Raw genomic sequence first — 23,189 nt, forward strand, 5'->3', positions numbered from 1 at the left:
TTCCGTCCTTCGTCCTTCGTCCTTCGTCCTTCGTCCTTCGTCCTTCGTCCTTCGTTCTTCGTCCTCCGTCTTCCGTCTTCCGTCTGTCTTCCGCGTGCGCGTGCGCGTGCGCGTGCGCGTGCGCGATTCCCCGGAGTCAGCGCGCACGCGCACGCGCACGAAGGACGAGCACGACAGACGGCCGACGACAGACGGCCGACGACAGACGGCCGACGACAGACGGCGTACCAGTTCCGGCTGAAACCGCTCCAGAGTCGCCAACCTGGCCCGCGCGCCTCCTGCCCCGAGCAAGGGGGGGCCCATCTGCACGGCGCGGCGCTCGCCTCCTTCACGCTCGCGTGTGGAGCACGCGAGCGGCGCCCAGCGCGATCAGGATCATCGACGTGCCGCCGGTCAGGAGGCTGATTCCGACGAGCAAGCCGAGCACCGTCGCGGCGGTGGTGACGCCGCCCGTGAGGATCAGCACCCCGAGCGCCAGCGCCAGGATGGCGTCGAACACGAGCCATCCCGAGCCCGGCAGCCCGCGGTGCTGATAGGCGCGGACGAGCCTGAGCGCGCCCTCGGCGACGAAGTATGCCGACGCGATCACCATCAGCACGAGCTTGCCGGTCATCGGGAAGCGCACGAGGAGGAGCCCGAACGCCACCTGCACCAGGGCGCTCACGAGCTCCCAGCCGGCGCCGGCCCAGCCGCGGCTCTGGAGGGCGTGAAGGCCCTCGGCCACGCCGGCGAGCACGATCACCCAGCCGAGGACGATGGCGGTGACCAGAGAGGCGACGAAGGGCAGGATGACCGCGACCACCCCGAGCACGATCGAGGCCACGCCGAGCGCGAGGAACCAACCGCGCTTCTCCCGCACGGTGTGGATATCGGCCGGCGCGAAGCGCAGCGGCGTCCGGGATTCTCCGAGCGGACCGACCATGGGCACCCCTCTGGTTCGTGGAGCACGCGTGTCCCTTCGGTCACCCGCCGCGCGCGGACGAGGTGGCCGGGACCACGTGCGCGACCACGTCCATATTCAGCATCGTCCGTGCCAGCGCGCCGGCGGGAACATCGTGCCTGGCGCTCGTGGAGGCGTCACGGCCGAGGGCGCCCAGGAGCGCACCGCCTGATCAGCGGGCGGTCGCCTTCGCGGCCCTGGCGCTCGGAGTGGCCGCCTGCCGGACCTGACGTCGCCGGAGCTTGGAGTCCTGCTTCGCGCGATTGGCGCTCTTGCGCGTCGACTTGCGCGACGGGCGGTCCTGCGCCGAGTCTTCCAGCGCCGCGGTGGCCTTCGGTGCCCTCCGCAGCGTGTTACGCCGCGCCGTCGAGCCGCCGCCCGCCTTCCGGTCGGTCGCGCTCCGCCCCGGAGCGGCCGTGTCGACCGGAACGTCACGCCGCGACTTCTCGGGCCGCTCCAGCGCGCGCTCGAGGTTCTCCTTGCTACGCCCCACGCGCCGCCCGATGAAGCTGCCCTCGGGCGATGGATGACCGAGCCGCGCCGGAGCCGCCGCGCTGCGCCTCGCCGCGCGCGCCGTGCGCTTCGGGCGCCGCGCCGGCGCGCTCGATGCGGCGCGTGGCGCGCGCTCGAGGGCGCTCTGCACTGCCCGCACGATCCCCGGGACGGCCCTGTCGATCGCCTCGCGCGGCGCCTGACCTCGCATCTGATAGACGACGCTGGGGCGCCCGCTCAGGACGACCTTCACGTCGCACGCGACATCGACGCCGCCGCGTGGCCCGTTCACGTCCGTGAAGCGCACCGTGAGCCGCTCGATGCGGGGCGCGAACCGCCCGAGCTTCGCCCCGAGGCTCTGGCGCACGTGCGCCCTCGTCGCCTCGTCGACGCCGACGCCGAAGGTCCGCACCGAAAGCGGAGTCCGCTCCGTGGGTGTGCGCCCGGCGCGCGCCCGGACCGGTCGTGGCACGGTGGAAGGGAACTGCGGACGTCGCCCGGTGGATGGTCGCCCCATGCGCGCTACATCGAGACCGGCCCCCCGTCGTCAAGCGCCGCAGTCACTGGAAGCGCCGCAGTCACTGGGAAGCGCCGCAGTCACTGGCGAGCTCGTGCTCCTGCTACATCGGCCGCGCCCCGGCCACCCATCGATCGGCGTCCGGCGTCAATCCCTGCCCGCGCCGGCGCTCACGAGCAGGGCCGCCGCTCAGCGGCCGTTCGAGAGCCACCGCACGATCAGCGACTCGAGCGCCTTCGCGGCGGCGGGCTCGTCGGTGCGGCCGCGGAACATGTCGGCAGCGAGCGCCTCGGCGGCGCCGATGATCGCGACGGAGCGGAGGTGCAGCTCGCGCTTCGAGAGGTGGGCGAACGGCGCGAGCGCGTCCTCGTAGATCGTCACGTACCTGTCGAGGAGCTCCCGCACGTACCTGTCGAGGAGCTCCCGCTCGACGGCGTCCATCTGCTCGTCGCCCTTCAGCGCCGCGAGGATCGTCGATACGGACGGCCTCACGCGCCTCAGCGCGTACGGCGCCGCGATCGCGACGGAGCGCTTGCTGGGGCTCGCGGGCGGTCCCCCCGTCGGCCCGGGGCTCTACCTCCCGGAGAGCGTGCTCGACCCGGCGCGCGTCGTCGCGCGGATCGAGGAGCTCGGCGCGCGCGTCCGCCGCACGGGCCAGCGCCTCTGACGAAAGGCGCGGAAGGCGTCGAGCACAGGCTGGGCGCGGCTCCCACAGAGGACACAGAGGAACAACAACAGAGCTCTGTGCCTCTGTGGTTCATTTTCTCAGGGTTTCAACCTGTTCGGTGCCCTGGACAGGCCTGGTCCGGCGGCTCCGGTTTACCAATCGACTGATAATTGGGCGGAAATCACGTTGGAGGACGATAGGGGTTTGAGCGGTACAGGAGGCGAGTCGACGGCGGACCCGGCGCAATCCCCGACCGCGACTCTCAAACGCTTTCGTGACGTCATGCCTGCCACCGAAGTCCCCGGCTCCACACCCAAGGGTGTTATCCAATGGACGGAAAGCGGCGGCGCGCAGATCGTCCAGACGTCGGACGGCCGGGTCATCGTGGAATACAGCTGCGAAGCTGGGAAATTCGAGAACAGATTCACCCATGAAAACCCGTTGAGCCACCAGGCCAACGAATGACTGGATTTCTCATCCAGGAAGTCCGCTGATGCTTCGAGGTGAAACCCATGCGCTTGCTCACCCTCCCCACCCCGCAATCGACGACCCCGACGACCGCGCGCCCCAGGGCGCTCGCCTTCGAGGACCATGATCGACATTCAGGGGGGCGGGCACGCGCGCGGCGCCGGCGGCGGCTACCCGGGCGAAGACGGTGCTTCAGGTGGTGCGGGGCAGCATCGGCAGGTCGATCCAGCTCAAGCCGCCGGGAACGCGTAGCTCGATCGTCGCCCTGATGTCGTCTTCCAGGAGGCAGCAGATTGCATAAGAAATGATCAGCCATCCGAAGCAGAAGGTTCGTCCTTGACGCCCTCGAATTGTGTGCTTTCCATCTCCCCGAAACGGCGCTCGTTCGTTCACGCCGTTTCCGATCCATCTCGCTTCATTCTTGACGAGGGCAATTGGCAATGCGGCAACACCGTACACGCGCGCATCTCTGGCTCCCGCTCTTCTTCCTCCCCGCCTGCGTATCTTTCGATTCGCCCGACTCCGACGAGGCGACCGCGTCGCTGCAAGCGGCCCTCACTGGCACGGATCTGACCCCGGCGTCCACGGCCAGCGTCAGCGACATGCGGGGGATTCCCCCGGGGGTCGAGGGCATCGACAAGGTGCACGACGGCAACGTCAACACCAAGCTCTTCATGCCCTACCGCACGGAGTGGATCCAGTACCGGATGCAGGCTCCGTCGATCATCGTCTCGTACGACATCACCTCGGCCAACGACTTCCCGGACCGCGATCCGCGCAGCTGGACCTTCGAGGGCTCCAACGACGGCCTGAGCTGGCTCGTGCTCGACACGAGGACGAACGAGTCCTTCACCTCGCGGGACCAGACCCGGTCCTTCACCTTTTCGAACTCGAATGCGTACCTCTACTATCGCTTGAACGTCAGCCAGAACCTCGGCGGCGGCAACGCGCTGCAGCTCGCCGAGCTGCGCGTCGGCGGCTCGCTGGCCGCAGGCACCGTGCCCGGCACTCCGGTGCTCGACGCGCCGAGCGTGGACTCCGACGCCGTCACGCTGACCTGGGCGCCCGCCGCGAACGCCTCCGGTTACTACGTCCAGCGCGTGAACGACGACGGCAGCGGCACCACGGAGGTCTTCACGAGCTCCACCAGCTACACCGACACGAACCTGGCGCCCGGCACGAGTTATCTCTATCAAGTGCAGGCGGTGAACGGCGCGCTGCGCGGGTTCCCGTCCGAGGTCTCCGCGCGCGCCACGACGGCGGGGGTCGCCGTGCACCAGGACATCACCGCGCTCGCCTCGTCCGTGCCCGTCGAGCAGCACCCTGGAAACGGAGTCACCGGCGAGGAGGTCACGAAGGTCACGGACAACAATCCGTTCTCGAAGTACTACGAGCCGAACGCCAGCACCTGGATCCGGCTCGAGACGCCGAGCTCCGTGGTCACCAGCTACAGCCTGACGTCCGCCAACGATGCTCCGGACCGCGATCCGAAGGAATGGACGCTCGAAGGTTCGAACGACGGCACGATCTGGACCCCGCTCGACACGCGAGCCAACCAGTCGTTCACGAACCGCCACAGCGCGCGCGTGTATTCCTGCAACCCCGAGCGCCTGCAGTTCAGCCAGTACCGCCTGCACATCCAGGCCAACCACGGCGCTGGTGACACGCAGCTCGCAGAGTGGCGGCTCTTCGGCACGAGCAGCGCCTCGCTCGCCGCGCCCGCCGCGCCGGGCAGCGTGAGCGCGCAGGCCCTGTCGGGCAATCAGATCCGCGTCACCTGGACGGACAACGCCGGGCAGCTCAACCCCGAAGCGTCGTACCGCGTGGAGCGAGCCACGAACTCGAGCTTCACCTCCGGTCTCGTGGTCGGGACCACCGGCGCCGGCAGCACCGAATTCCGCGCCACGGGCCTGGCGCCGAACCAGACCTACTATTTCCGCGTGAGCGCGCAGAACGCGGCGGGCAGCTCGATCAAGGTCGGGCCCGTGAGCGCGACCACCACCGCGAACACGCCGCCCGCGTCGTTCGTGGAGAACGGCTGGTACGACGGCCAAAACCGCACGGTCACCTTGGCCTACTCGGACGCGAACCTCGCCGCGTACTTCGACCAGTACGTCCCGAACCCGTCCGGCGCCACCTGGGTGGCCCCGATCGTCAGCGAAGCCTGGGGCTACGCGAAGGACACCTACGGCAGCATGGTCACCCCGACCCTTCACATGATCGGAAACCAGGACAACGCTCCGGGTGAGGTTCCCGGCACCCTGGCCTACAACGTCGGTGGAGTCGTGTACGCCTCGGACAGCGCCGCCTCCTATCGAAACATCATCTTCACCGTGAGCAGCGACTGGTCGGTGCCGGACTACGGCTGGGTCGTGCAGTCGCTGATCCACGAGATGGGGCACATCGTCGAGGCCAACAACAACGGCATCGCGGGCTCGCCCGCCTTCAATGCCTGGGGTGACAGCAAGTGGGCCGAGATCTTCGGCTACGACGTGTTCCTGCACCTGACCACGATCTCCCCGAACCTCGCGCCGGTGATTTACGAGGATAACGTGACCCACACCGATGGGTTCGGCGTTTACTGGTTCCGCGACTGGTACTATCCGCTCTACGCTGGCGAGTTCGGCAACACGGACGCGGACCACAAGGGCAGCCGGTTCCTGTCCAGGTTCTTCCAGCTCCTCGCCGAGCACCTGCCCACGATCAACAGCACGTACGGCAATCGCCCGCTCAACCTCGGCGAGTTCATCCACTTCTGCGCGGGCGCCGCGGGGGTGGATCTCGAGGACGAGGCCCGGCTCGCCTTCCGCTGGACTCCGCAGCTCGAGCTCGAGCTCGCCAGGGCGCAGACCGAGTTCCCCGGCGTCTCGGCGCTCTACCTCGGCAATCGCGCGCCCGGCTTCACGCTCGATCCGATCACGCGGAGCGCCACGGTCAACGTGGCGCTGTCCGGGCAGACGCTCGCGGGGACGGCTGCCGATCCGGACCTCGGCGATACGCTGACGTACTCCAAGCAGAGCGGCGCGAGCTGGCTCACGGTGGCGAGCGACGGCACGCTGAGCGGCACGCCGCCCTCCGCCGGGCTGAGCACGGCCGTCGTGCGGGTCACGGATCAGGATGGCCTCTTCGATACGGTCGAGCTCGTCTTCGAGGTGACGGACGGAACCTGCACTCCGGAGAGCGACGCCCAGTTCTGCGCGCGCCTCGGCGCCGGCTGCGGCAGCTTGAGCGACGTCGACAACTGCGGTGCGCCGCGGAGCGTGAGCTCGTGCGGAAGCTGCACGGCGCCCGAGACCTGCGGCGGCGGCGGCACGTCGAACGTGTGCGGCAACTCCGGCGGCAGCACGCCCTGCGGCGGCCTCTGCGCGAGCCCCGTCGTGTTCTCGACGCAGAGCTACCACTCGGGCAACCTCGGCACCGCGACCACCTGCCATGAGACCACCGCGAACGTGCAAGGGCTCAACTGCGGCAACTTCGCCGCGGGGCGGACGTTCAGCGTCAACGGCGTGCTCGTGACCTGCAACGGCGCCAACGTCACCTTGCCGGCCGAGCGAAACGGCGGCTATTGCATGCAGGCTAGCGCCGGGAACCAGCCGTGGGCGTATTTCTCGACGTTCTGATCTTCCCCGGTCGAGGAAGCGCGCCCGAGCGGTGGGCGTGTCATCTTCCGTAGAGCTCCCGTCTCATGCGACCCGCTGGAAGCGGCGCTGCTGTGATCCAGGCCCGTGCGCGGAGCCTGGACATCCACTACGACCTCGGCGCGGGACACCCGCTGCTCGGGCGCCGCATGCCCGCCGCTCCGCCAGGCGCCGCCATGGGCGATAGCCTGGCGGGTTGTCGAAATTCGCGGCGAGAGCGCGCCCTCACCGCGTGGCGTGCGGCGTGCGGCGTCGGCGCCGTGTGGCCAGCGCGGCTCGCGCCACGGGCGTCGTCTACGAGCGCCGTCGTACCGAGAAGACGACGCTCTACGAGATCGTGCGCGACAACGTGGAGACGCTACACCAAGCGCGCGGCGCGCAAGGTCGCTGAGCTCGGCTTGGGCGACTTCGCCCCCCTCGATGAGGCGATCCCCGAGCTCCGAGGTGCGGGCGGGTCGGTCGGAGGAACTCCCCTGTCGGCGGGACCGGATGGCGGGGCCGGGGCGGCGAGCAAAGGCAGCTCCTTCGGCGCCGCGCCGTCGAGTCAGGCGCCAACCCCGAGCGATGATGCCGCGGGCCGCTCGACAGTGGCCGACGCAGCGGCGGAGGGCGACCCGTTGGGCCCGCGTTGGGCCACGTCGGAGCCGCCCTCGACGATGAAACCACCGGAAGCTATCGGAATTACTAAGTTTTCTGGCCGCCACTCCTCGCCGGCCGGGAATTTCTGGCGGGATTTCTGACGCACGAAGCTGGCCATCGCCGCGGTCCGCTCGCTCATCGCTCGCACGTCCGAGCCGGGGCGTGGGCCGGCGGGTCACCGCCCCTCCGGCGCTCGTCGCGCGTGCCGAGGTGGCGACGATTTCTGGAAGGTGACCGGGGGCTCGCGCAACTCCGGAGGCATGAAGACTCGGGCGCGACACCTCCCAGGCCGGGTGAGTATTCCTTGGGTGTCCTTGTGTGCTCTGCTGGGTACGGCCGCGTGGGCGTGTTCCGGGCCGCCGCACGACGGCTCCGGGGGCGGCGGCGCTCCCTCGGTGGACCCTGTCGACACGAGCGGATCGGCAGGGAGCGGAGGAGCATCGAGCGACGACTCCGCGGCTTCCGCCTCCGGGGCAACGACGGGCGCTGGTGGGTCCGGCGGTGCGCCCAGCCCGGGTCAGGGCGGCGGCGGTGCGGCGGGCGGCGGGAGCGCCGGGGAACTCCGGGCCTTCCCGGGAGCCGAGGGATTCGGTCGTGACGCGACCGGCGCGCGCGGCGGCGACGTCTACCATGTCACCAACCTGAACGACTCGGGGCCCGGCTCCCTGCGGGACGCCATCAGTCAGCCGAACCGCACCGTCGTCTTCGACGTCGGCGGCGTCATCAAGATCGACGCCCGCCTTGTGTTCAAGAACAACCAGACGATCGCCGGGCAAACCGCGCCAGGCGGCGGCATCACCGTCTACGGGAACGGCACTTCCTTCTCGGGCGCCTCGAGCACGATCGTCCGCTACGTGCGGTTTCGCATGGGCAAGATCGGTGACTCCGGCAAGGACACCGTCACCATGGCCAACGGTCATGACGTGATCTGGGACCATTGCTCCCTGAGCTGGGGGCGCGACGGCAACTTCGATCTGAACCGGGAGAGCGGGGCGGAGCTCCACAACCTCACGCTTCAAGATTCGATCGTCGCGCAGGGGCTCCAGACCCACAGCACGGGCGGCATCGTCAACACGAGCGCCACGTCGATCATCCGATCCCTGTACATCGACAACAACTCCCGCAACCCCAAGGCCCGCGGGACGCTGCAGTTCGTCAACAACGTCGTCTACAACTGGGTCGTCTCCGGCTACATCCTGGGCGACACGAGCGGGCGCTCGGACGGGGCCATGATCGGCAATACCCTGATCACCGGCCCGGAGACGAACGGCGGTACCCTGGACAGCCCCACGCCCGAGTACCACCTCTACGCCGCCGACAACTGGTACGACAGCAACGAGGATGGCGTGTTGAACGGCCGCCTGCTCGGCCAGGGAGACTTCGGCTCGGTCACCTGGGAAACGGCTCCGAGCGTGGAGTACCCTGACGTGCCCGCGATGAGCGCAGAGGAGGCCTTCGACCACGTGATGAAGCACGCCGGGGCGTCCCTGTGGCGCGACCCGGTCGACGACTTCTTGATGGAAGAGCTCGCGTCCCTCGGGGCCGAGGGCGCCACGATCAGCGACGAGGCGAGCCTCGGTCTCCCCGACGTCGTCGGGAACATCCCAGGGGGCTCCGCGCCCCCGGACACGGATCAGGACGGGATGCCCGACGCCTGGGAGGGCTCCGCCGGGCTCGATCCCGACGACCCCGAGGATCGTAACGGCGACCGCAACGGCGATGGCTACACGAACCTCGAGGAGTACATCAACTCCCTCGCTCGGTGACCCGCCGCGCTCGGAACCTGCCGCCGCGCCGGAACCGACGTCGCGGCGGAACCGGCCGTCGCGCCGGAACCGGAGTCGCGCCACGCTCCCTCAGAAGGCGGCCCCCAGGCTGAGCGTGCCCAGGGCTTGCGCGACGAGGGGAGCGGAGCGCTCGTCCTCGACGGCGATGATGGGGCGCGGCAGGAGCGCGAGACAGGTGATCTCGACACCGAGGCTCACGCTCGGGTGAAAGAAGTACTGGACGCTCAGCCCCGCGTCGGCCGCGAAGCTGAAGAGCTCCTCGCTGCGCCCCACGAGCGGCAGCTCGACCTCGCCGGTGGCCTGGAGGTGATAGGCACCGACGCCGAGGAGCGGCCCCCATTCCCAGTGACGACCGGCGGCTGCCTGCCCGAGGTTCCAGCCGGCCCGGAGGAGCGCGAGCTCCTGGCGCACCCGGGCAGCGCCGCCCTCGGCGCGGAACTCGGCGCCAAAGAGCGGGCCGCCCAGGAGCAGGCCGAGACGGAGCCGCTCGTCGAGGCGATAGTGCGCCCCGACCTGCACGCCGACGCCGCCGCCGACCGGCGGCGTGAAGAGGACGAGCCCCCCCGCGCGCACGTCGAAGCGCGGCGGCTCGCGGGAGAAGCGGAGCACCTCGGGGGCGGGCGGACGGGCCTCGACGCCGAGCACGTCCCGAGCGGGGGCCTGGCCCGAGCCGAGCTCGAGGAGGCTCGCGCGCAGGAGATCGACGGCGCGCACGGCGAGGAGCATCGGGCCATCGCTCGAAGGATCGATGAGGAGCCTGCGCGTGGTCGTCTTGCCGGTCACGCGATCGACGATGCACACCTCGGCGGCCGTGCCGCTGCCGTCGCGCCGCAGCGCGACAGCGGCGAAGGCCTCGCTCTGCTGCGCCTCTTGCTCGAGCTCCTCTGCCCCGGGAGAGCGGGCCGCGCCGCCGAGCACGACCACCTCGAAGGACTGCAGCCGGAGCTCGGCGCAGAGCCGTCCGAAGGCCTCGAAGAGCGTGGCGTCGCGCGGGGGCGGCCGCACGACGAGCACGCGCTGCGCCCAGGCCACTCGAGGGCAGACGAGCAGCAGCAGCAGGACGAGGAGCGTTCGCGCCCGCCGGACCATGGATCAGGGCTGAGCGACGAGCTGTCGAGCCGCCTTGGCGTGGACCCCGCCCGGATAGAGGCGCAGGTACTCCTGCGCCACCGCGCGCGCGGCAGCAGGCCCGTCGAGGCTCTGGACCGCGCGCATCTTCCCCGCGAGCGCTTCGGCGGCAAAGGCGCCGCCCGGCGCCTCGCGGAGCGCCGTCTCGTACCAGGCCCTGGCGCGCGCGGCGGCGCCGCGGCTCTCGTGAAGGCGCCCGAGCAAGAAGGCCGCGCGGCTCCCCGCTGCCTCCGCGTAGCGCGCGCGCAGGGCGAGCAGGGCCTGCTCGGCCAGCTCGCCCTGCCCCACATAGCGAGCGGCGTCGGCCAGGGCGTTCAGATCGGCGGCGTCACAGGAGGCGAGGCAGCTCTGCGTACCCCGCGCCGAGGCCTCCTGGACGACGCGCCGGAACTCGCCCTGGGAAACGAGCTTGGTCCACGACGGCTTGCCGCTCGGCGGGGCGACGAGGGGCGCTGGGTCTGCGGAGGCGCTCGGCTCCGGGGGAGCAGCGGCCTCCGGCGGCGCTGGCGCGACCTCGGTGCCCTGCCCCGGAGCTGCGGGAGGCGCGGGCTCGGGGCCGCGCGCCGTCGCGTCGCTGACGTGCAGCGTCCTCGCCAGGGCGTCCCCCACGAAGCGCTGCCCCGCGCGCACGCTCACGGCGCCGGAGCCGGAGTAGCCCTCCACCTCGACTGCACCCTCGTGCAGGACCACCTCGAGCCGCTCGCGGTCTGCGTCCCAGAGGAGCTCGAAGCGCGTGCCCACCACGCGGACCGCGAACGGACCCGCCACGAAGCGCCAATCGCCGTGCCCCGTGTGCGTGACCTCGGCTTCGAGCCGGCCGCGCTCGACCGAGATGCGGGCGCCGCTCTCGTTCCTCGTCTCGTCGATGCGGAGCCGCGTGCCTGCCGCCGCCCGGAGCCGCGTCCGATCGGAGAAGGTGATGGAGGCCGGGTGATCGGGGGGCACGCGCACATAGCCGCTCTCGTCGGCCGCGCCCTCGACGACGTACTCGAGACCTCGCTCCGGTCGCCAGACGAAGAAGACGAGCAGCAGCACGCTCGCGGCGAGGGCGAGCGGAGCCGCCCAGCGCACGACCGCCCGCTTCTTGCTCGCGCGAGCCTGTTTTTCGTCGACGCGGCGCAAGAAGGCGGCGCGCGCCTCGAGGCGCTCCGGCTCGCTCAGCTGAGCGGCGCGCTGCAGGAGCGCCGCGACGGGGTCGAGCTGTCGTTCGGGGTCGCTCATGGCCAAAGTCCTTCACGCCGAGACAGGAACTCCCGGAGGGCTGGCTCGCGCGCCTTGAGCAAGAACTCGCGCGCGCTCTCGAGCTCTCGGCGCACCGTCGACTCGGACACGCCGAGGGCCGCGGCCGTCTCGAGCATCTCCAGGCCTTGCACGTGGCGCAGCACGAAGGCCATGCGCCGGCGCGCGCTCAGCTTGCCGAGCACGCGGTGGAGGGCGCGGAGCACCTCGCGGTGCTCGAAGTCGACGCGCTCGAGGGCGCGCTCGGGGAGCTCCCCGCTCGGGGAGAGGCCCACCCAGCGGCGTATCTTGCGCTTCCGGATCTCGAGCGCCGCCTGCCGCGCCGCCACGGACGCGAGGTAGCCACGGAGGGCCTCCCCGTCCTGGATGCGCGCGGCCCCCTGGATCAGGGCCAGGAAGACCTCCTGGACCAGATCTTCGAGGCTCGTATCGGGACCGAGGGCGCCGTAAAGCACACCTCGCACGAGACCCGAGTACCTGTCCCAGATGACGGCGAGGGCCTCGCGCTCTCCGGCGGCGACCCCGGCGACGAGGCTCGCGTCCGACCGCTTCTCGGCGGGGAAGCGCGCCACGGTGGGCCCGGGCGGCGGGACAGAGCGCGTGGGGTGAGCCACGCCATCGTGGTTACTTGGGGGCCTCTCGAGCCTCCAGAAAAATTCACCCGCCGCCAGAGCGCTGGAGCACGCTGAAGCACGCTGGATCGAGGCAGACGGCTCGGAGCCTCGGGCTTGCGGTCTGCGCCATGGCCCCCAAGCTTCGCCTTGTTTTCGATGCGCCTCTCCCGCAGCACCTGGCTCCTCGGGGCCGCCGCGCTCTCGGCCTCGGCCTGGGGGCTCTCCTGCGAGGACCAGCTCGTCCAGACGGCCACCCGGCTCCCGGGGGACGCGGGCGCCGGCGGCAGCGCTCCTTCCTCCGCGGAGCTCTCCTGCGAGGGCGAGCCGCTCGACGAGGCGCTCCCGCCGGGCGCCGCCTTCGGGGAAGGAGAGGAGCTCGCGAGCTCGCCGCTCGTCGGCGCGAGCCATGGCGCGCTCGAGGGCCCCGGTCTCTCCATCACGGCGCGCGATACCTTCCGCGTCTACATCAATGGTGAGCTCCTCGCCGTGAGCGAGTCGGCGCGCGCTCCGCTCTTCGTGCCCCTCTCGTTGCTCCCGGGTGAGAACGTGATCGCCGTGAGCGTCCATGCCGCCGCGGGGACCCCCGCGGCGCTCGTCCACCTCGATGAGCTCGAGCGCAGCCACGGGAGCGGCAGCGACTGGAAGCTGAGCACGGCGCCGGAAGGAGACTGGACGGCGCCTGGCTACGACGACAGCCGCTGGACGGCGGCGCGCGAGCTGGGGAGCGCTGGAGATCTGCCGGGCTGCGATCCCGGGGCGCTCTTTCCCTCGAGCACGGCGGGCCGCTGGATCGGGCCCGCCCCCGGGACGAGGGGGCCAATCGCCCTCCGAAAGGCGATACGCATCGCGCCGATCGGCTTTGGCGAGGGCACGACGGGAGGCGCGGGGGCGACGCCCGTGCTCGTCTCGAGCTGGACCGAGCTCGAGCGGCTCGCCAGCTCGGACGAGCCGGCAGTGCTCTTGCTCGCCGAGGGCATCCACGACTTCCGCCGCAAGGGATCGGACCTCGGGGACATCGAGGTCTGTCCGAGCACCTGCGCGGAAGATCCCGAGAAGACGCTCTCTCAGGTGCTCACCGGGGATGCGACCTGCGAGCGACCGCTCGTCAGCGCGACGCGGGACGATCGCATCCTCCGCTTCGGCTCGAACAAGACCCTCGTCGGGCTCGGGCGCGGCGCGGCGCTGCCGGGGGTGACCATGAACCTCGACGAGAGCCAGAACGTCATCCTCCGCAACCTCGCCCTCTACGACCTGAACGCGAGCCTGCTCGAAGCGGGCGATGCGTTCACGCTGACGCAGCCCTCCCGGGTCTGGATCGATCACGCGACCCTCAAGTGGATCAGCGACGCCTTTGCCGACGTCCTCGCGGGCACGAGCGGGGTCACCTTCTCCTACGTCCATTTCGACGGCAGCAACGAGGCCGAGTGCGGCGGCCGCGAGGGCTGGGCCTGCACGATCACCGACGCCGAGGTGACGATGCACCACTGTCGCTTCGATGAAGTGAGCACGCGCGCCCCGAACACCGTCGGATCCCGGGCGCGCGTCCACCTCTTCAACAACGTGTTCTCGAACATCTCGGGCTGGGCGGTCGGCGCTTCCTGTGAGGGGCAGGTGCTGCTCGAGGCGAGCGTGTTCGAGAACGCCGAGGCAGCGACGCGGCGCGCGAGCTGCAGCGACGCGACGGGCGGCGGGCTCCTCCTCGCCGTCCCTGGCTCGAACCTCTACCGCGACGAGAGCGGCGTTCACCTGGGCGATGGGGGTGAGGAGCGCGAGGAGCGCGAGGAGCCAGCCGATGAGGTCTTCACGCCCCCTTACGCGTACGAGCCCGAGCGGGCGAGCGACGCCTTGCCCCAGGTGATCTCCCGCGCCGGAGCGGGAGGCCCCTGGGCGCTGCCGCTCGCGCGCGAGTAGCGAGGCGAGGCGGGGCGGAGGCCGGCCGCCCCCGGAAGAGCGGCTCGCTCGGGGGTCGCCGCGCGGCGCCGGGCGCGAAGCCGGCGCGGCCCCACGGCCGCCGCGCGAGGCCTCGAGGGCGGCTCCGCCGAGGGGCCCTCTTTTTTGACGGGTACGACGTCCCTCGAACAACCCTCCCCCGTCAGGTGCACCTGACACGCCCCCTGCTTGCGTTGCGGAGGACTCCCCATGTCGCGTCCTGGCTCCTGTCTCGCGCTCCCTTCCCTTCTCGCTCTCCTTTGTTCGTTCGCCTGTTCGAGCGAGCAGGGCGCCGATGATCTGGCCTCGCCCGCCGGAGGCGGCTCGCCCCCCGAAAGTGGCTCGCCCGCCGCCTCCAGCGGACCATCGAGCGGCGCGACGGGGAGCGGCGGCACGGTGTCGCCCGGAGGCTCGGGGAGCGCGGGCGCTGGCGGGAGCGCCGGCGTGCCCGTCGATTGCTCACCGATCGAGGCGGCCGGCTTCGAGCTTTGCACCTCGGGCGAGGACTTCTGCGGCGCCGTCTTCCAGAACGGGAGCGGCTGCACGGCGGTGTGCGCAGCCGCAGGCCTCGTCTGCGAGGCCGCCCATGACAACCTCGAGGGGAGCTGCGGCGCCAACGAGACGCTCCCGGCGCTGCCGTGCGACTCGGGGCACCAGTCCGACTATTGCCTGTGCCGCGGCCGCGCGAGCGGCACGGGCGGGAGCTCGGGGACCGGCGGCGACGGCAGCGGCGGTTCAGGCGCAGGGGGCTCAGGCGCAGGTGGCTCAGGCGCAGGCGGCTCAGGCGGCGGCGATACGTCCGACTGCAACAGCGTGACGGGTGGGGCGCTCATCGAGGTGAACCGGGATGGCTCGGGCGATTTCACCTCGGTCCAGGCCGCGATCAACAGCGTCGCCAGATCGAACACGACGCCGACCATCCTTCGCATCGCCCCCGGGACCTACGCCGAGAAGCTCGTCGTCGACCGTCCCCACGTGACGCTCTGCGGCCAGGCAGGTCAGGCGGAGAGGACCGTGCTCACCTACGGCGACAACGCGAACACGCCAAACGGCGCCGGGGGCACGCTGGGCACCTCGGGGAGCTTCAGCGTCAACATCTCCGCGAGCGACGTCTCGGCCGAGAACATCACCTTCGCCAACAGCACGGGCCCGGGTGTGCAGGCGGTGGCCCTCCTCGTCTCCGGCAGCCGCGTGCAGCTCCGTCACTGCCGGGCCCTCGGTTACCAGGACACGGTCTATGTGAAGAGCGGAACGCAGTACTTCAGGGATTGCCACATCGAGGGCAGCGTCGACTTCATCTTCGGAGGCGCCACGGCCGTGTTCGAGGACTGTACGGTTCATAATGTCGCGCAGGGGACGGCGATCACGGCGCCGAGCACGGACGCAGCGACTCCTTTCGGGATCGTGTTCCTCGGAGGACAGGCCACGGCGGTCGGATCGATCAGGGCCGGTGCGGTCGCCCTCGGTCGCAACTGGAGGCCCTACGGCGCGACCACCTACCTCGGAACCGAGCTCGGCGCGCACATCGCGCCCGTGGGTTGGGTCCGCATGAGCGAAAACACGCTCGCGACCGCGCGCTTCGCCGAATACATGACCACGGGACCTGGCGCGAGGCCGAGCGAGCGAGCCCCCGAGTCCAGCCAGCTCAGCGCGGCCGAGGCTGCGCGCTATACGGTCGAGAACATGCTCGCGCCATGGAGACCCACGTTTGCGGACTGACAGCGCCGCTCATCCATCCTTGTCACTCAGGGCCAAAGAACCAGCAGAGAGCCATGAAGCAGAACCTCTTCGCCTCCTTCCTCCTTGCTGTCTCTCCTCTCGGCTTCGCCTTCGCCTGTGGGACTTCAGAGCCCGGCGGCTCGGGAAGTGCTGATTCGCTGGCAGCAGGAAGCGGGGGCACGAGCGCGACGACGGGAGGTGCGGCGAGCGGGGGCAGCTCGGCCATGGGAAGCTCGGCCACAGGGGGGAACGCGGGACCCGGAGGGACGGGTGCCGGCGGATCTGCGAGCGGCTCGGGGGGAGCGGGCGGCAGCGGGTCGAGCGCCGGTCCGGGGGGCTCGGGCGGCGGCGGCACCGGAGGCACGGGCGGCATAGCCGACAGCGAGGGTTGTCCCCTGACCCTGGAGGGCTTCGCCAGCATGAGCGGCGAGGGCCAGGACGGGACCCACGGCGGGCGAGGCGGGGAGACGGTCACCGCGACGACCCAGGCCGAGCTCGAGAGATACGCCGGCGCGTCCGAGCCCTATGTGATCCGGGTCCAGGGGAAGATCACGATATCCCCCAAGGGCAAGGAGATCTCCGTCGCGTCGAACAAGACCATCGTGGGCGCAGGCGCGACGGCCGAGATCTCCCAGGGAGGGTTCTTCCTCGGGAGCGGCGTGCACAACGTCATCCTGCGGAACCTGACCATCGGCGACACCTTCGTCGAAGGAGACTGGGAAGGGAAGACGCAGGACTTCGACGGGATCCAGATGGACACGGCCCACCACGTCTGGATCGACCACTGCCATCTTCACCACATCGGCGACGGCATGATCGACAGCCGCAAGGACACCTCTTACCTGACCGTGTCCTGGAGCGTCTTGAGCGACCACAACAAGGCGTTCGGGATCGGCTGGACGGAGAACGTCACCGCGCAGATGACCATCCACCACAACTGGTTCCGCGACCTGAACCAGCGCAACCCCAGCACGGACAACGTGCTCCGCGCCCATCTCTACAACAACTGGCTCCAGCGCATCGACTCCTACGGCAACTACGCGCGCGGCGGCACCAACATGGTGCTCGAGAACAGCGTGTTCGACACGGTGAACCGTCCCCACTACTTCGACGACGGCACGCTGGTCGCCGCGGGGAACATCTACCGTTCCACGTCGGGGGACAAGGAGTCGAGCGGCGCGACGTACTCCTTCTTCGACCCGAGCGAATTCTACGAGTATTCGCTCGACCCCGCCGACCAGGTCGAGGCCCTGCTCACCAGGTGCGCAGGCCCGAGACCCGAGCTCGGCCTCTGAGCCGCGGGGAGCGCGCGGCAGGCGGCGCCTGCGACCGTGATGAAAATTTGTGTTTTCGACGGCTGTCGCAGATCGAGGCGTCACGGGTGAGCTGCTCGCCTGATGGGATGATCATGCGATCTCGTACTTGCCCGACAGGGTGCGCACAAGTCACTTTCGGATTCGCGGCATCACGCGAACATCCCGAAAGGCCTTGTCATGACGACATATCTCACCACGCTGTTTGCGCTCGCTGGAGCGACGGTTCCGTTCGGCCTGGCCGCGTTCGCTTGCAGCTCGGCCGACCGGGACGAGGCGACAGAGCACGTCGCCCCCGCCGGGGACGATCTGCTCGGCCACGCCCGGTTCGGCGATTTCGACGCCGCCACGGATCGCAGCGCGCGCAGGATGCTCGAGCGAGGCCGGGAGATCTTCCGGTTCGACACCTTCGGGGATGAGCAGTTCTGGGGCGGCGAGCTCCGGTTGCACGAGGCGATCGCCGGCGTGACGCCGGCTCAGGCGCTGGGCCTCGGGCTGAAGGTCGACGCGGACGCGCTCCCGCCGCGGCTGCGGGACCAGATCGCGCGGGGCCGGGCGGACCTCGACGATCCCACCGTGACGCTGCGCCTCCTGCGGCTCGACGCGGTCGTCGGGGTGACCGGCTTCTTCGACGACGGCGGCCACCTCATCTCGATCGGCCTCCAGTGCGCCTTCTGTCACGCCACGGTCAACGACTCCGTGGCTCCGGGCGTCGGCGAGCGCCTCGACGGCTGGGCCAACCGCGACCTGAACGTCGGCGCCATCGTCGCCTCGGCCCCGAGCCTCCTGCCGTTCGTCACCCTGCTCCGGGCGGTGGACCCGGACATCACCGAGGCGGACGTGAGGACCGTCCTCCGCAGCTGGGGGCCGGGCAAGTTCGACGCCCAGCTGATCCTCGACGGGAAGGCGTTCCAGCCCGACGGGACCTCCGCGGCGACCTTGATCCCCAACGCCTTCGACATGGCCGGCTTCAACGAGCACACCTGGACGGGCAACTGGGGCTCGGTGCCCTACTGGAACGCGTTCGTCGCCGTGAACGAGATGCATGGACGAGGGAACTTCTTCGACCCAAGGCTCGATGACGCCGGCAAGTACCCGATCGCGGCGGCGTTCGGGCTCGGGCATGTGACCGTCGAGCCCGAGGAGGATCTCGTCACGTCGAAGCTCCCGGCGCTGCACTTCTATCAGCTCGCGCTCCCCTCTCCGCGGCCCGTGCCCGGGATCGATTTCGACGAGCGCGCCGCCGCGCGCGGCCACGACCTGTTCACCGGCCAGGCCCGCTGCACCCGCTGTCACAATGACCCCCTCAGGACCGACGCGGGCTGGAACCTGCACACGCCCGAGGAGATGCGGATCGACGACTTCCAGGCGAGCCGCGCGCCCGGCGACTCGTACAAGACAATGAACCTGGCCGGCCTCTTCATCCGGGAACGAGGGTTGTTCATGCGGCCGGAGAACAAGGGGCGCTACTACCATGACGGTCGCTTCGCGACGCTGCTCGACGTCGTGCGGAGCTACAACGAGCGCTTCGCTCTGGGGCTCACCTCCCATCAAAAGCGAGATCTCGTCGAGTACCTGAAGTCGCTTTAGGACACCGAACAGGTTGAGACCCCAAGAAACTGAACCACAGAGGCACAGAGGCACAGAGGCACAGAGGCACAGAGTTTTCTGGGTTGTTCCTCTGTGTCCTCTGTGCCTCTGTGGTTCACATCTCTTCATTCCCGGGCGCTTTGAGCTGACCGCCGCTCTCGCGGGGCGCGCGCGCCGGCGTGGGCTGTCCGTTCGCGCCACCTCGGGCCGACAGGGTCGCTCATCCCACACGCGCGTACGCCCGAGCCGTCCGGTGCCCAGCCTGCGCCGCGAACGCCCGGGGGCCTGGATTCCCAGGATCGCTACCCCTACCGTCGGTGCCGACACGAACTTGTGACCGCGTCGTCACCGCGATGTCGCCGTCGTCCTCCGGAGGAACGGCGGCTCGTGGGGCGCGGCGCGTCGGCCGAGGTGGTCCAGCCATGAAGAGAGATCCGAGCGTCACCGGCGTCAAATTCGAGGCCCCCGGCCCGGGCCCCTGGGAAATCGAGCGGGCCCACTTCACGCGGCCGGTGACCCGGTTCGCCGCCGAGCCGTTGATGCGGGGGATGCCGAGGGGCTTCGCCGCGGGCTCGGAGCGCTACGGGCTCCTGCTGAGCCACCTGCAGCCGGCCGCGGTCAACGGCTTCATGTACTCGCAGCCCGTGATCCACGGCGCCCCGCCGGGGGCGAGCGGGCCGCCGCCGAAGCTCGTGATGTGGCTCCTCCTGCGCCTGCACCCGGGGATGCGCGCGCGCATCCGGCAGAGCCGCCGGGCGTTCGAGCAGAAGCTGTGGCGCGAGGACCTCGACCGGTGGGACCGCGTCGACCGGCCGCGCGCCACCGAGAAGAACCTCGCCATCCAGGCGATCGACCCCGCCCAGCTCGACACGGAAGCGCTGATCGCGCACCTCCGGCGCGTCGTGGCGCACATGGAGGACATGGTCGCCCTGCACCACCGCTACAATGCCGCCGCCATCCTCCCGGCGGGCGACTACCTCGCGCACGTGAGCGCGTGGACCGGCGCGAGCCCCGGCGAGGCGCTCGCGCTGCTGCGGGGGAGCACGCCGCTCGCGAAGGGCGTCGCGGCCGAGGAGCTCGAGGTCCTCGCCCGGGCGCTGCGCGCGAGCGCGGCGGGCCGCGAGGCGCTCGCCCGGCGGGGCGACCCGCAGGCGACGCTCGACGCGCTCGCGGCCCTGGAGGGAGACGTCGGCCCGGCGACGCGCGCTTACCTCGACCTCGTGCGCTTCCGCACGACGGGCTACGACGTGTCCGACAAGACGGGCGGCGAGCTGCCCGACACCCTCGTCCGGGCGATCCGGGCGGCCGTCGACGGCGACCGCGGGGCCGGGGCGCTCGCCGCGCGCGAGGCCAAGGAGAAGGCGCTGCGGGGGCGCGTGCCCGCGGCCCACCGCGCGCAGTTCGACGAGCTGCTCGGCGAGGCGCGCCTCACGAACCGCCTCCGCGACGAGCGGGCGCTCTTCTCGGACAGCTGGGGCACCGGGCTCGCGCGCCGGGCCGTCATCGAGGCGGGGCGCCGCCTCGCCGCCGCCGGCAAGGTCGACGACCCCGAGCACGCCGCCGACCTCTCGCTCGACGAGATGATCGGCCTCCTGCGCGACAGGCGGGAGCCGTCCGCCGCCGAGATCGCCGCGCGCGCGCGCTGGCGCGCGACGGCGACCCTCGACGACGCGCCCCCGTGGCTGAACATGCCCCCTGGACCGCCGCCGCCGCTCGACATATTCCCCGCCCCGGCGCGCCGCGCGTCGCTGGCCGTCGACGCGATCATGAGCAGCATGTTCAAGGAGTCCGAGGCCAGGAACACCGAGACGGCCGTCCGCGGCCTCTCCATCAACGAGGGCGTCTACGAGGGCACGGCGCGCGTCGTCACCGGCCCGGACGACTTCGGGCGGATCCAGCAGGGCGACGTGCTCGTGACGCGCGCGACGTCGGCGTCGTTCAACGTCGTGCTCCCGCTGCTCGGCGCCATCGTGACCGACCGCGGCGGCCAGCTCTGCCACGCGGCGATCGTCGCGCGCGAGTACGGCATCCCCGGCATCGTCGGCACGCGGGAGGCGACGGTGACGATCCCGGACGGGGCGCGCGTGCGCGTCGACGGGGCCGCCGGCGAGGTGACGATCCTCTCGCGGCCGACCGAGCGCCGGGCGCAGGAGGCGTCGCCTTGATCGCGCGCTTCGACGACGCGCTCGGCGAGGGGGACTTCGGGGGCAAGGCGGCGCAGCTCGGGCAGGCGCACCGGAGCGGCCTCCCGGTGCCGCCGGGCCGGGCGCTGTCGGCGGCGTTCGTCGAGCGCGTCGTCGCCGGGGAGGGCGCGGCCGTGGAGCGGCTCGTCGAGGCGTTCCGCGAGCTCGACGGGCCCGTGGCCGTGCGGTCGTCCGGCGTCGGCGAGGACGGCGCGTCGGCGAGCTTCGCGGGGCAGCACGCGACGGAGCTCAACGTGCGGGGCCGCGAGGGGCTGCTCGAGGCCGTCCGCAAGGTGCACGGCTCGGCGCGCACCGAGGCGGCCCTGGCCTACCGGCGGAAGCTCGGCCTCGCGCCGGAGCCGCGCATGGGGATCGTCGTGCAGCGGCTCGTGCAGGCCGACACCGCGGGGGTGCTCTTCACGCGGAACCCGGCCACGGGCGCCGACGAGCGCGTCGTCGAGGCGACGTGGGGCCTCGGCGAGGCGGTCGTCGCGGGCCTCGTGACGCCGGACAGCTACCGGATGGCGCGCGGCGGGCGCGTGCTCGAGCGGCGCGCGGGCGAGAAGGACCTCGCGATCCTGTGGGCCGAGGAGGGCGGCACGAGGGAGGTCGCGGTGGAGCCCGCGCGGGTCGAGGCGCTGTGCCTCGACGACGCCCGGCTGGCCGCGCTGGAGGCGCTGGCCGCGGCGTGCGAGGCGGCGTTCGGCGGCACGCAGGACCTCGAGTGGGCGTTCGCGGGCGACCGCCTGTACCTGCTCCAGCGGCGGGCGATCACGCGTGGCTGAGGCCTCGTCCCGGGCGCCGGCGCGGCTGCCGGTGCGGCTGCTCGCCGCGATCGCGCTCTCTGCGTCGCTCGCGCCGCTCAACTCGACGATGGTGGCCGTGGCGCTGCCCGAGATGGGGCGGGTCCTCCAGGCCGGGTCGGGCGAGCTGCGCCAGGGGCTCGTGACGAGCTACCTGCTCACGAACATCGTCCTGCAGAGCCCGGGCGGGAAGCTCGGCGACCGGCTCGGCCACCGGCGCGCGCTCACGCTGGGGCAGCTCGTCTTCGCGCTCGGCGCCGCGCTCGCCTACGTGTGGCCGGTGCTCCCGGTGCTCACGGCGTCGCGCGTCGTGATGGCCGCGGGCGCCGCGATCCTCGCCCCGAGCGCGACGGCGATGCTCCGCACGGAGCTGCCGCCGGAGGTGCGCGGGCGCGCTTTCGGCGCCTTCGGGGCGATGATGGGCCTCGCGGCGGGCGCGGGGCCGAAGGTCGGCGCGCTGCTCGTGGGGCACTTCGGGTGGACGTCGATCTTCCTCGCGAACGTCCCGGTCCTGCTCGTCTCGGCCGCGCTCGCGCGGGGCGCGCGCGGCGCCGGAGCGCCCGCGACCGCGCCCGCGGCCGCCGTGGTCGAGACGCCGGCCGCGGCCGCGGCGCTCGCCGCGCCGCCGGTCGCGGCCGTGCCGCTGGCTGTTCCCGCGCCGCCCGTCGCGTCTGCGCCGCCCGCCGCGTCTGCGCCGCCCGTCGCGTCTGCGCCGCCCGCCGCGTCTGCCCCGCCGGCGCGCTTCGACATCGTGGGCTCGGTGCTGCTCGGCGCCTCGCTCATGGGCATCGTGCTCGGCCTCGAGAACGCCCACCTCCGCTGGGCGGCCGCGCTCGGCGCGCTGGGCCTCGTGCCGTTCGTGCTCTGGGAGCGGCGCGTCGCCGACCCCGTCATCGACTTCTCGCTGTTCAGGCGGCGCACCTTCATGGGCGGCAGCCTGATCATCGCCATCCAGAACTTCGCCATGTACTCGGTCCTGTTCGAGCTGCCGCAGGTCGGGGTGCGGCTGTTCGACGTGGGGACGCGCGACGTCGGCAACACGCTCGTCGCGATGATGGCGATGATGGTCGTCGCCTCGCCGCTCGCGGGCCGCGCCTCCGAGCGCTTCGGCGCGCGCGCCGTCGCCTTGATCGGCTGCTCGCTCGCCCTGGCCGGCATGGTCCTGCTCGCGGCGCGGCCGCTCGGCGCCATCACCGACGCGGTGCCGGCGCTCATGGCGCTCGGCGCCGGCCTCGGCCTCACGTCCGCGCCGTCGCAGGCCGCGGCCATGAGCGACGTGCCGCGCGACCGGAGCGGGATGGCCGCGGGCCTCACCTCGACCATGCGCTACCTCGGGGGCATCGCCGGCCTCACCGTGCTCGGCCTCGTCCTCACCGAGACCCGCGAGCACGAGGTCGTGCTGCGCGAGCACACGACGGCCATCGCCGTCTTCTGCGCGGCGCTGCTGCTGACGATCGGCTGCGCCCTGACCCTCCCGGGCCGCAGCCGCGCGCCGGCTGGCGCCCGGCGTTAGCCGCCCCGTG

Annotated in this window: 18 protein-coding genes; 11 read left to right on the forward strand and 7 right to left on the reverse strand. The window is 71.4% G+C overall.

The window, feature by feature from the left end:
• Window positions 1-328 precede the first annotated feature (328 nt).
• The 3 genes from WME89_RS50055 to WME89_RS50065 all read right to left on the reverse strand — a co-directional run bounded on the left by WME89_RS50055 (window position 329) and on the right by WME89_RS50065 (window position 2,441).
• Window positions 329-922, reverse strand: coding sequence for an HdeD family acid-resistance protein (locus tag WME89_RS50055; protein ID WP_438006576.1), 594 nt, complete (start codon window positions 920-922; stop codon window positions 329-331).
• 190 nt (window positions 923-1,112) lie between these two features.
• Window positions 1,113-1,844, reverse strand: coding sequence for a hypothetical protein (locus tag WME89_RS50060; RefSeq protein ID WP_438006577.1), 732 nt, complete (start codon window positions 1,842-1,844; stop codon window positions 1,113-1,115).
• Window positions 1,845-2,138: 294 nt separating this feature from the next.
• Window positions 2,139-2,441 (reverse strand): hypothetical protein, encoded by a 303-nt coding sequence (locus WME89_RS50065; protein ID WP_438006578.1) that lies wholly within the window; start codon window positions 2,439-2,441, stop codon window positions 2,139-2,141.
• 40 nt (window positions 2,442-2,481) lie between these two features.
• Here WME89_RS50065 and WME89_RS50070 point away from each other — a divergent pair, with 40 nt between their 5' ends.
• Both WME89_RS50070 and WME89_RS50075 read left to right on the forward strand, forming a co-directional pair.
• Window positions 2,482-2,616, forward strand: a complete 135-nt coding sequence (locus tag WME89_RS50070; RefSeq protein ID WP_438006579.1) for a hypothetical protein — start codon at window positions 2,482-2,484, stop codon at window positions 2,614-2,616.
• A gap of 204 nt (window positions 2,617-2,820) precedes the next feature.
• A complete protein-coding gene (locus WME89_RS50075) occupies window positions 2,821-3,081 on the forward strand; it encodes a hypothetical protein (RefSeq protein ID WP_438006580.1) in 261 nt (86 codons plus the stop codon).
• A 195-nt stretch (window positions 3,082-3,276) separates the two neighbouring features.
• Here WME89_RS50075 and WME89_RS50080 read toward each other — a convergent pair whose 3' ends face one another.
• Window positions 3,277-3,543 (reverse strand): hypothetical protein, encoded by a 267-nt coding sequence (locus WME89_RS50080; RefSeq protein WP_438006581.1) that lies wholly within the window; start codon window positions 3,541-3,543, stop codon window positions 3,277-3,279.
• A gap of 143 nt (window positions 3,544-3,686) precedes the next feature.
• Here WME89_RS50080 and WME89_RS50085 point away from each other — a divergent pair, with 143 nt between their 5' ends.
• The gene (locus tag WME89_RS50085; RefSeq protein ID WP_438006582.1) at window positions 3,687-6,704 is read left to right on the forward strand and encodes a fibronectin type III domain-containing protein; all 3,018 of its coding nucleotides are present in this window, start codon (window positions 3,687-3,689) and stop codon (window positions 6,702-6,704) included.
• A gap of 965 nt (window positions 6,705-7,669) precedes the next feature.
• Window positions 7,670-9,127 (forward strand): pectate lyase, encoded by a 1,458-nt coding sequence (locus WME89_RS50090; protein ID WP_438006583.1) that lies wholly within the window; start codon window positions 7,670-7,672, stop codon window positions 9,125-9,127.
• A gap of 90 nt (window positions 9,128-9,217) precedes the next feature.
• On the opposite strand, the gene WME89_RS50095 is transcribed toward WME89_RS50090, so the two are convergent.
• From WME89_RS50095 to WME89_RS50105, 3 genes are read right to left on the reverse strand one after another with little or no spacing between them, the layout of a single operon-like run.
• Window positions 9,218-10,237, reverse strand: a complete 1,020-nt coding sequence (locus WME89_RS50095) for a hypothetical protein (protein ID WP_438006584.1) — start codon at window positions 10,235-10,237, stop codon at window positions 9,218-9,220.
• Between the two features lie 3 nt (window positions 10,238-10,240).
• Entirely contained in the window at window positions 10,241-11,497 is a 1,257-nt protein-coding gene (locus tag WME89_RS50100; protein WP_438006585.1) for a FecR domain-containing protein, read from the reverse strand.
• Window positions 11,494-12,129 carry an RNA polymerase sigma factor gene (locus WME89_RS50105; protein ID WP_438006586.1) on the reverse strand — a complete coding sequence of 212 codons (636 nt, stop codon included), beginning with the start codon at window positions 12,127-12,129 and terminating at the stop codon, window positions 11,494-11,496. The genes WME89_RS50100 and WME89_RS50105 overlap by 4 nt, the downstream gene beginning before the upstream one ends.
• A gap of 156 nt (window positions 12,130-12,285) precedes the next feature.
• On the opposite strand from WME89_RS50105, the gene WME89_RS50110 reads away from it, so the two are divergent.
• The 7 genes from WME89_RS50110 (at window position 12,286) to WME89_RS50140 (ending at window position 23,179) form a co-directional block, all read left to right on the forward strand.
• The gene (locus WME89_RS50110; protein ID WP_438006587.1) at window positions 12,286-14,040 is read left to right on the forward strand and encodes a hypothetical protein; all 1,755 of its coding nucleotides are present in this window, start codon (window positions 12,286-12,288) and stop codon (window positions 14,038-14,040) included.
• Window positions 14,041-14,454: 414 nt separating this feature from the next.
• Window positions 14,455-15,777, forward strand: a complete 1,323-nt coding sequence (locus tag WME89_RS50115) for a pectinesterase family protein (RefSeq protein WP_438006588.1) — start codon at window positions 14,455-14,457, stop codon at window positions 15,775-15,777.
• Between the two features lie 419 nt (window positions 15,778-16,196).
• The gene (locus WME89_RS50120; RefSeq protein WP_438006589.1) at window positions 16,197-17,072 is read left to right on the forward strand and encodes a pectate lyase family protein; all 876 of its coding nucleotides are present in this window, start codon (window positions 16,197-16,199) and stop codon (window positions 17,070-17,072) included.
• Window positions 17,073-17,270: 198 nt separating this feature from the next.
• Window positions 17,271-18,680 carry a hypothetical protein gene (locus WME89_RS50125; protein ID WP_438006590.1) on the forward strand — a complete coding sequence of 470 codons (1,410 nt, stop codon included), beginning with the start codon at window positions 17,271-17,273 and terminating at the stop codon, window positions 18,678-18,680.
• Between the two features lie 422 nt (window positions 18,681-19,102).
• Window positions 19,103-20,845 (forward strand): PEP-utilizing enzyme, encoded by a 1,743-nt coding sequence (locus WME89_RS50130; protein WP_438006591.1) that lies wholly within the window; start codon window positions 19,103-19,105, stop codon window positions 20,843-20,845.
• A complete protein-coding gene (locus tag WME89_RS50135; RefSeq protein ID WP_438006592.1) occupies window positions 20,842-21,648 on the forward strand; it encodes a PEP/pyruvate-binding domain-containing protein in 807 nt (268 codons plus the stop codon). Before WME89_RS50130 ends, WME89_RS50135 begins: the two co-directional genes overlap by 4 nt.
• Entirely contained in the window at window positions 21,641-23,179 is a 1,539-nt protein-coding gene (locus tag WME89_RS50140; RefSeq protein WP_438006593.1) for an MFS transporter, read from the forward strand. The genes WME89_RS50135 and WME89_RS50140 overlap by 8 nt, the downstream gene beginning before the upstream one ends.
• Window positions 23,180-23,189 lie beyond the last annotated feature (10 nt).

It is taken from the genome of Sorangium sp. So ce321 (assembly GCF_051530195.1).
In the GTDB taxonomy this organism is placed as follows: Bacteria; Myxococcota_A; Polyangia; order Polyangiales; family Polyangiaceae; genus Sorangium.

Bases quoted from the DNA above. Each gene is read 5' to 3' on its own strand.
- WME89_RS50055 (WP_438006576.1), bottom strand. From the start codon at position 922: ATGGTCGGTCCGCTCGGAGAATCCCGGACGCCGCTGCGCTTCGCGCCG.
- WME89_RS50085 (WP_438006582.1), top strand. From the start codon at position 3,687: ATGCGGGGGATTCCCCCGGGGGTCGAGGGCATCGACAAGGTGCACGAC.
- WME89_RS50095 (WP_438006584.1), bottom strand. From the start codon at position 10,237: ATGGTCCGGCGGGCGCGAACGCTCCTCGTCCTGCTGCTGCTGCTCGTC.
- WME89_RS50100 (WP_438006585.1), bottom strand. From the start codon at position 11,497: ATGAGCGACCCCGAACGACAGCTCGACCCCGTCGCGGCGCTCCTGCAG.
- WME89_RS50110 (WP_438006587.1), top strand. From the start codon at position 12,286: ATGCGCCTCTCCCGCAGCACCTGGCTCCTCGGGGCCGCCGCGCTCTCG.
- WME89_RS50120 (WP_438006589.1), top strand. From the start codon at position 16,197: ATGAGCGGCGAGGGCCAGGACGGGACCCACGGCGGGCGAGGCGGGGAG.
- WME89_RS50125 (WP_438006590.1), top strand. From the start codon at position 17,271: ATGACGACATATCTCACCACGCTGTTTGCGCTCGCTGGAGCGACGGTT.
- WME89_RS50130 (WP_438006591.1), top strand. From the start codon at position 19,103: ATGAAGAGAGATCCGAGCGTCACCGGCGTCAAATTCGAGGCCCCCGGC.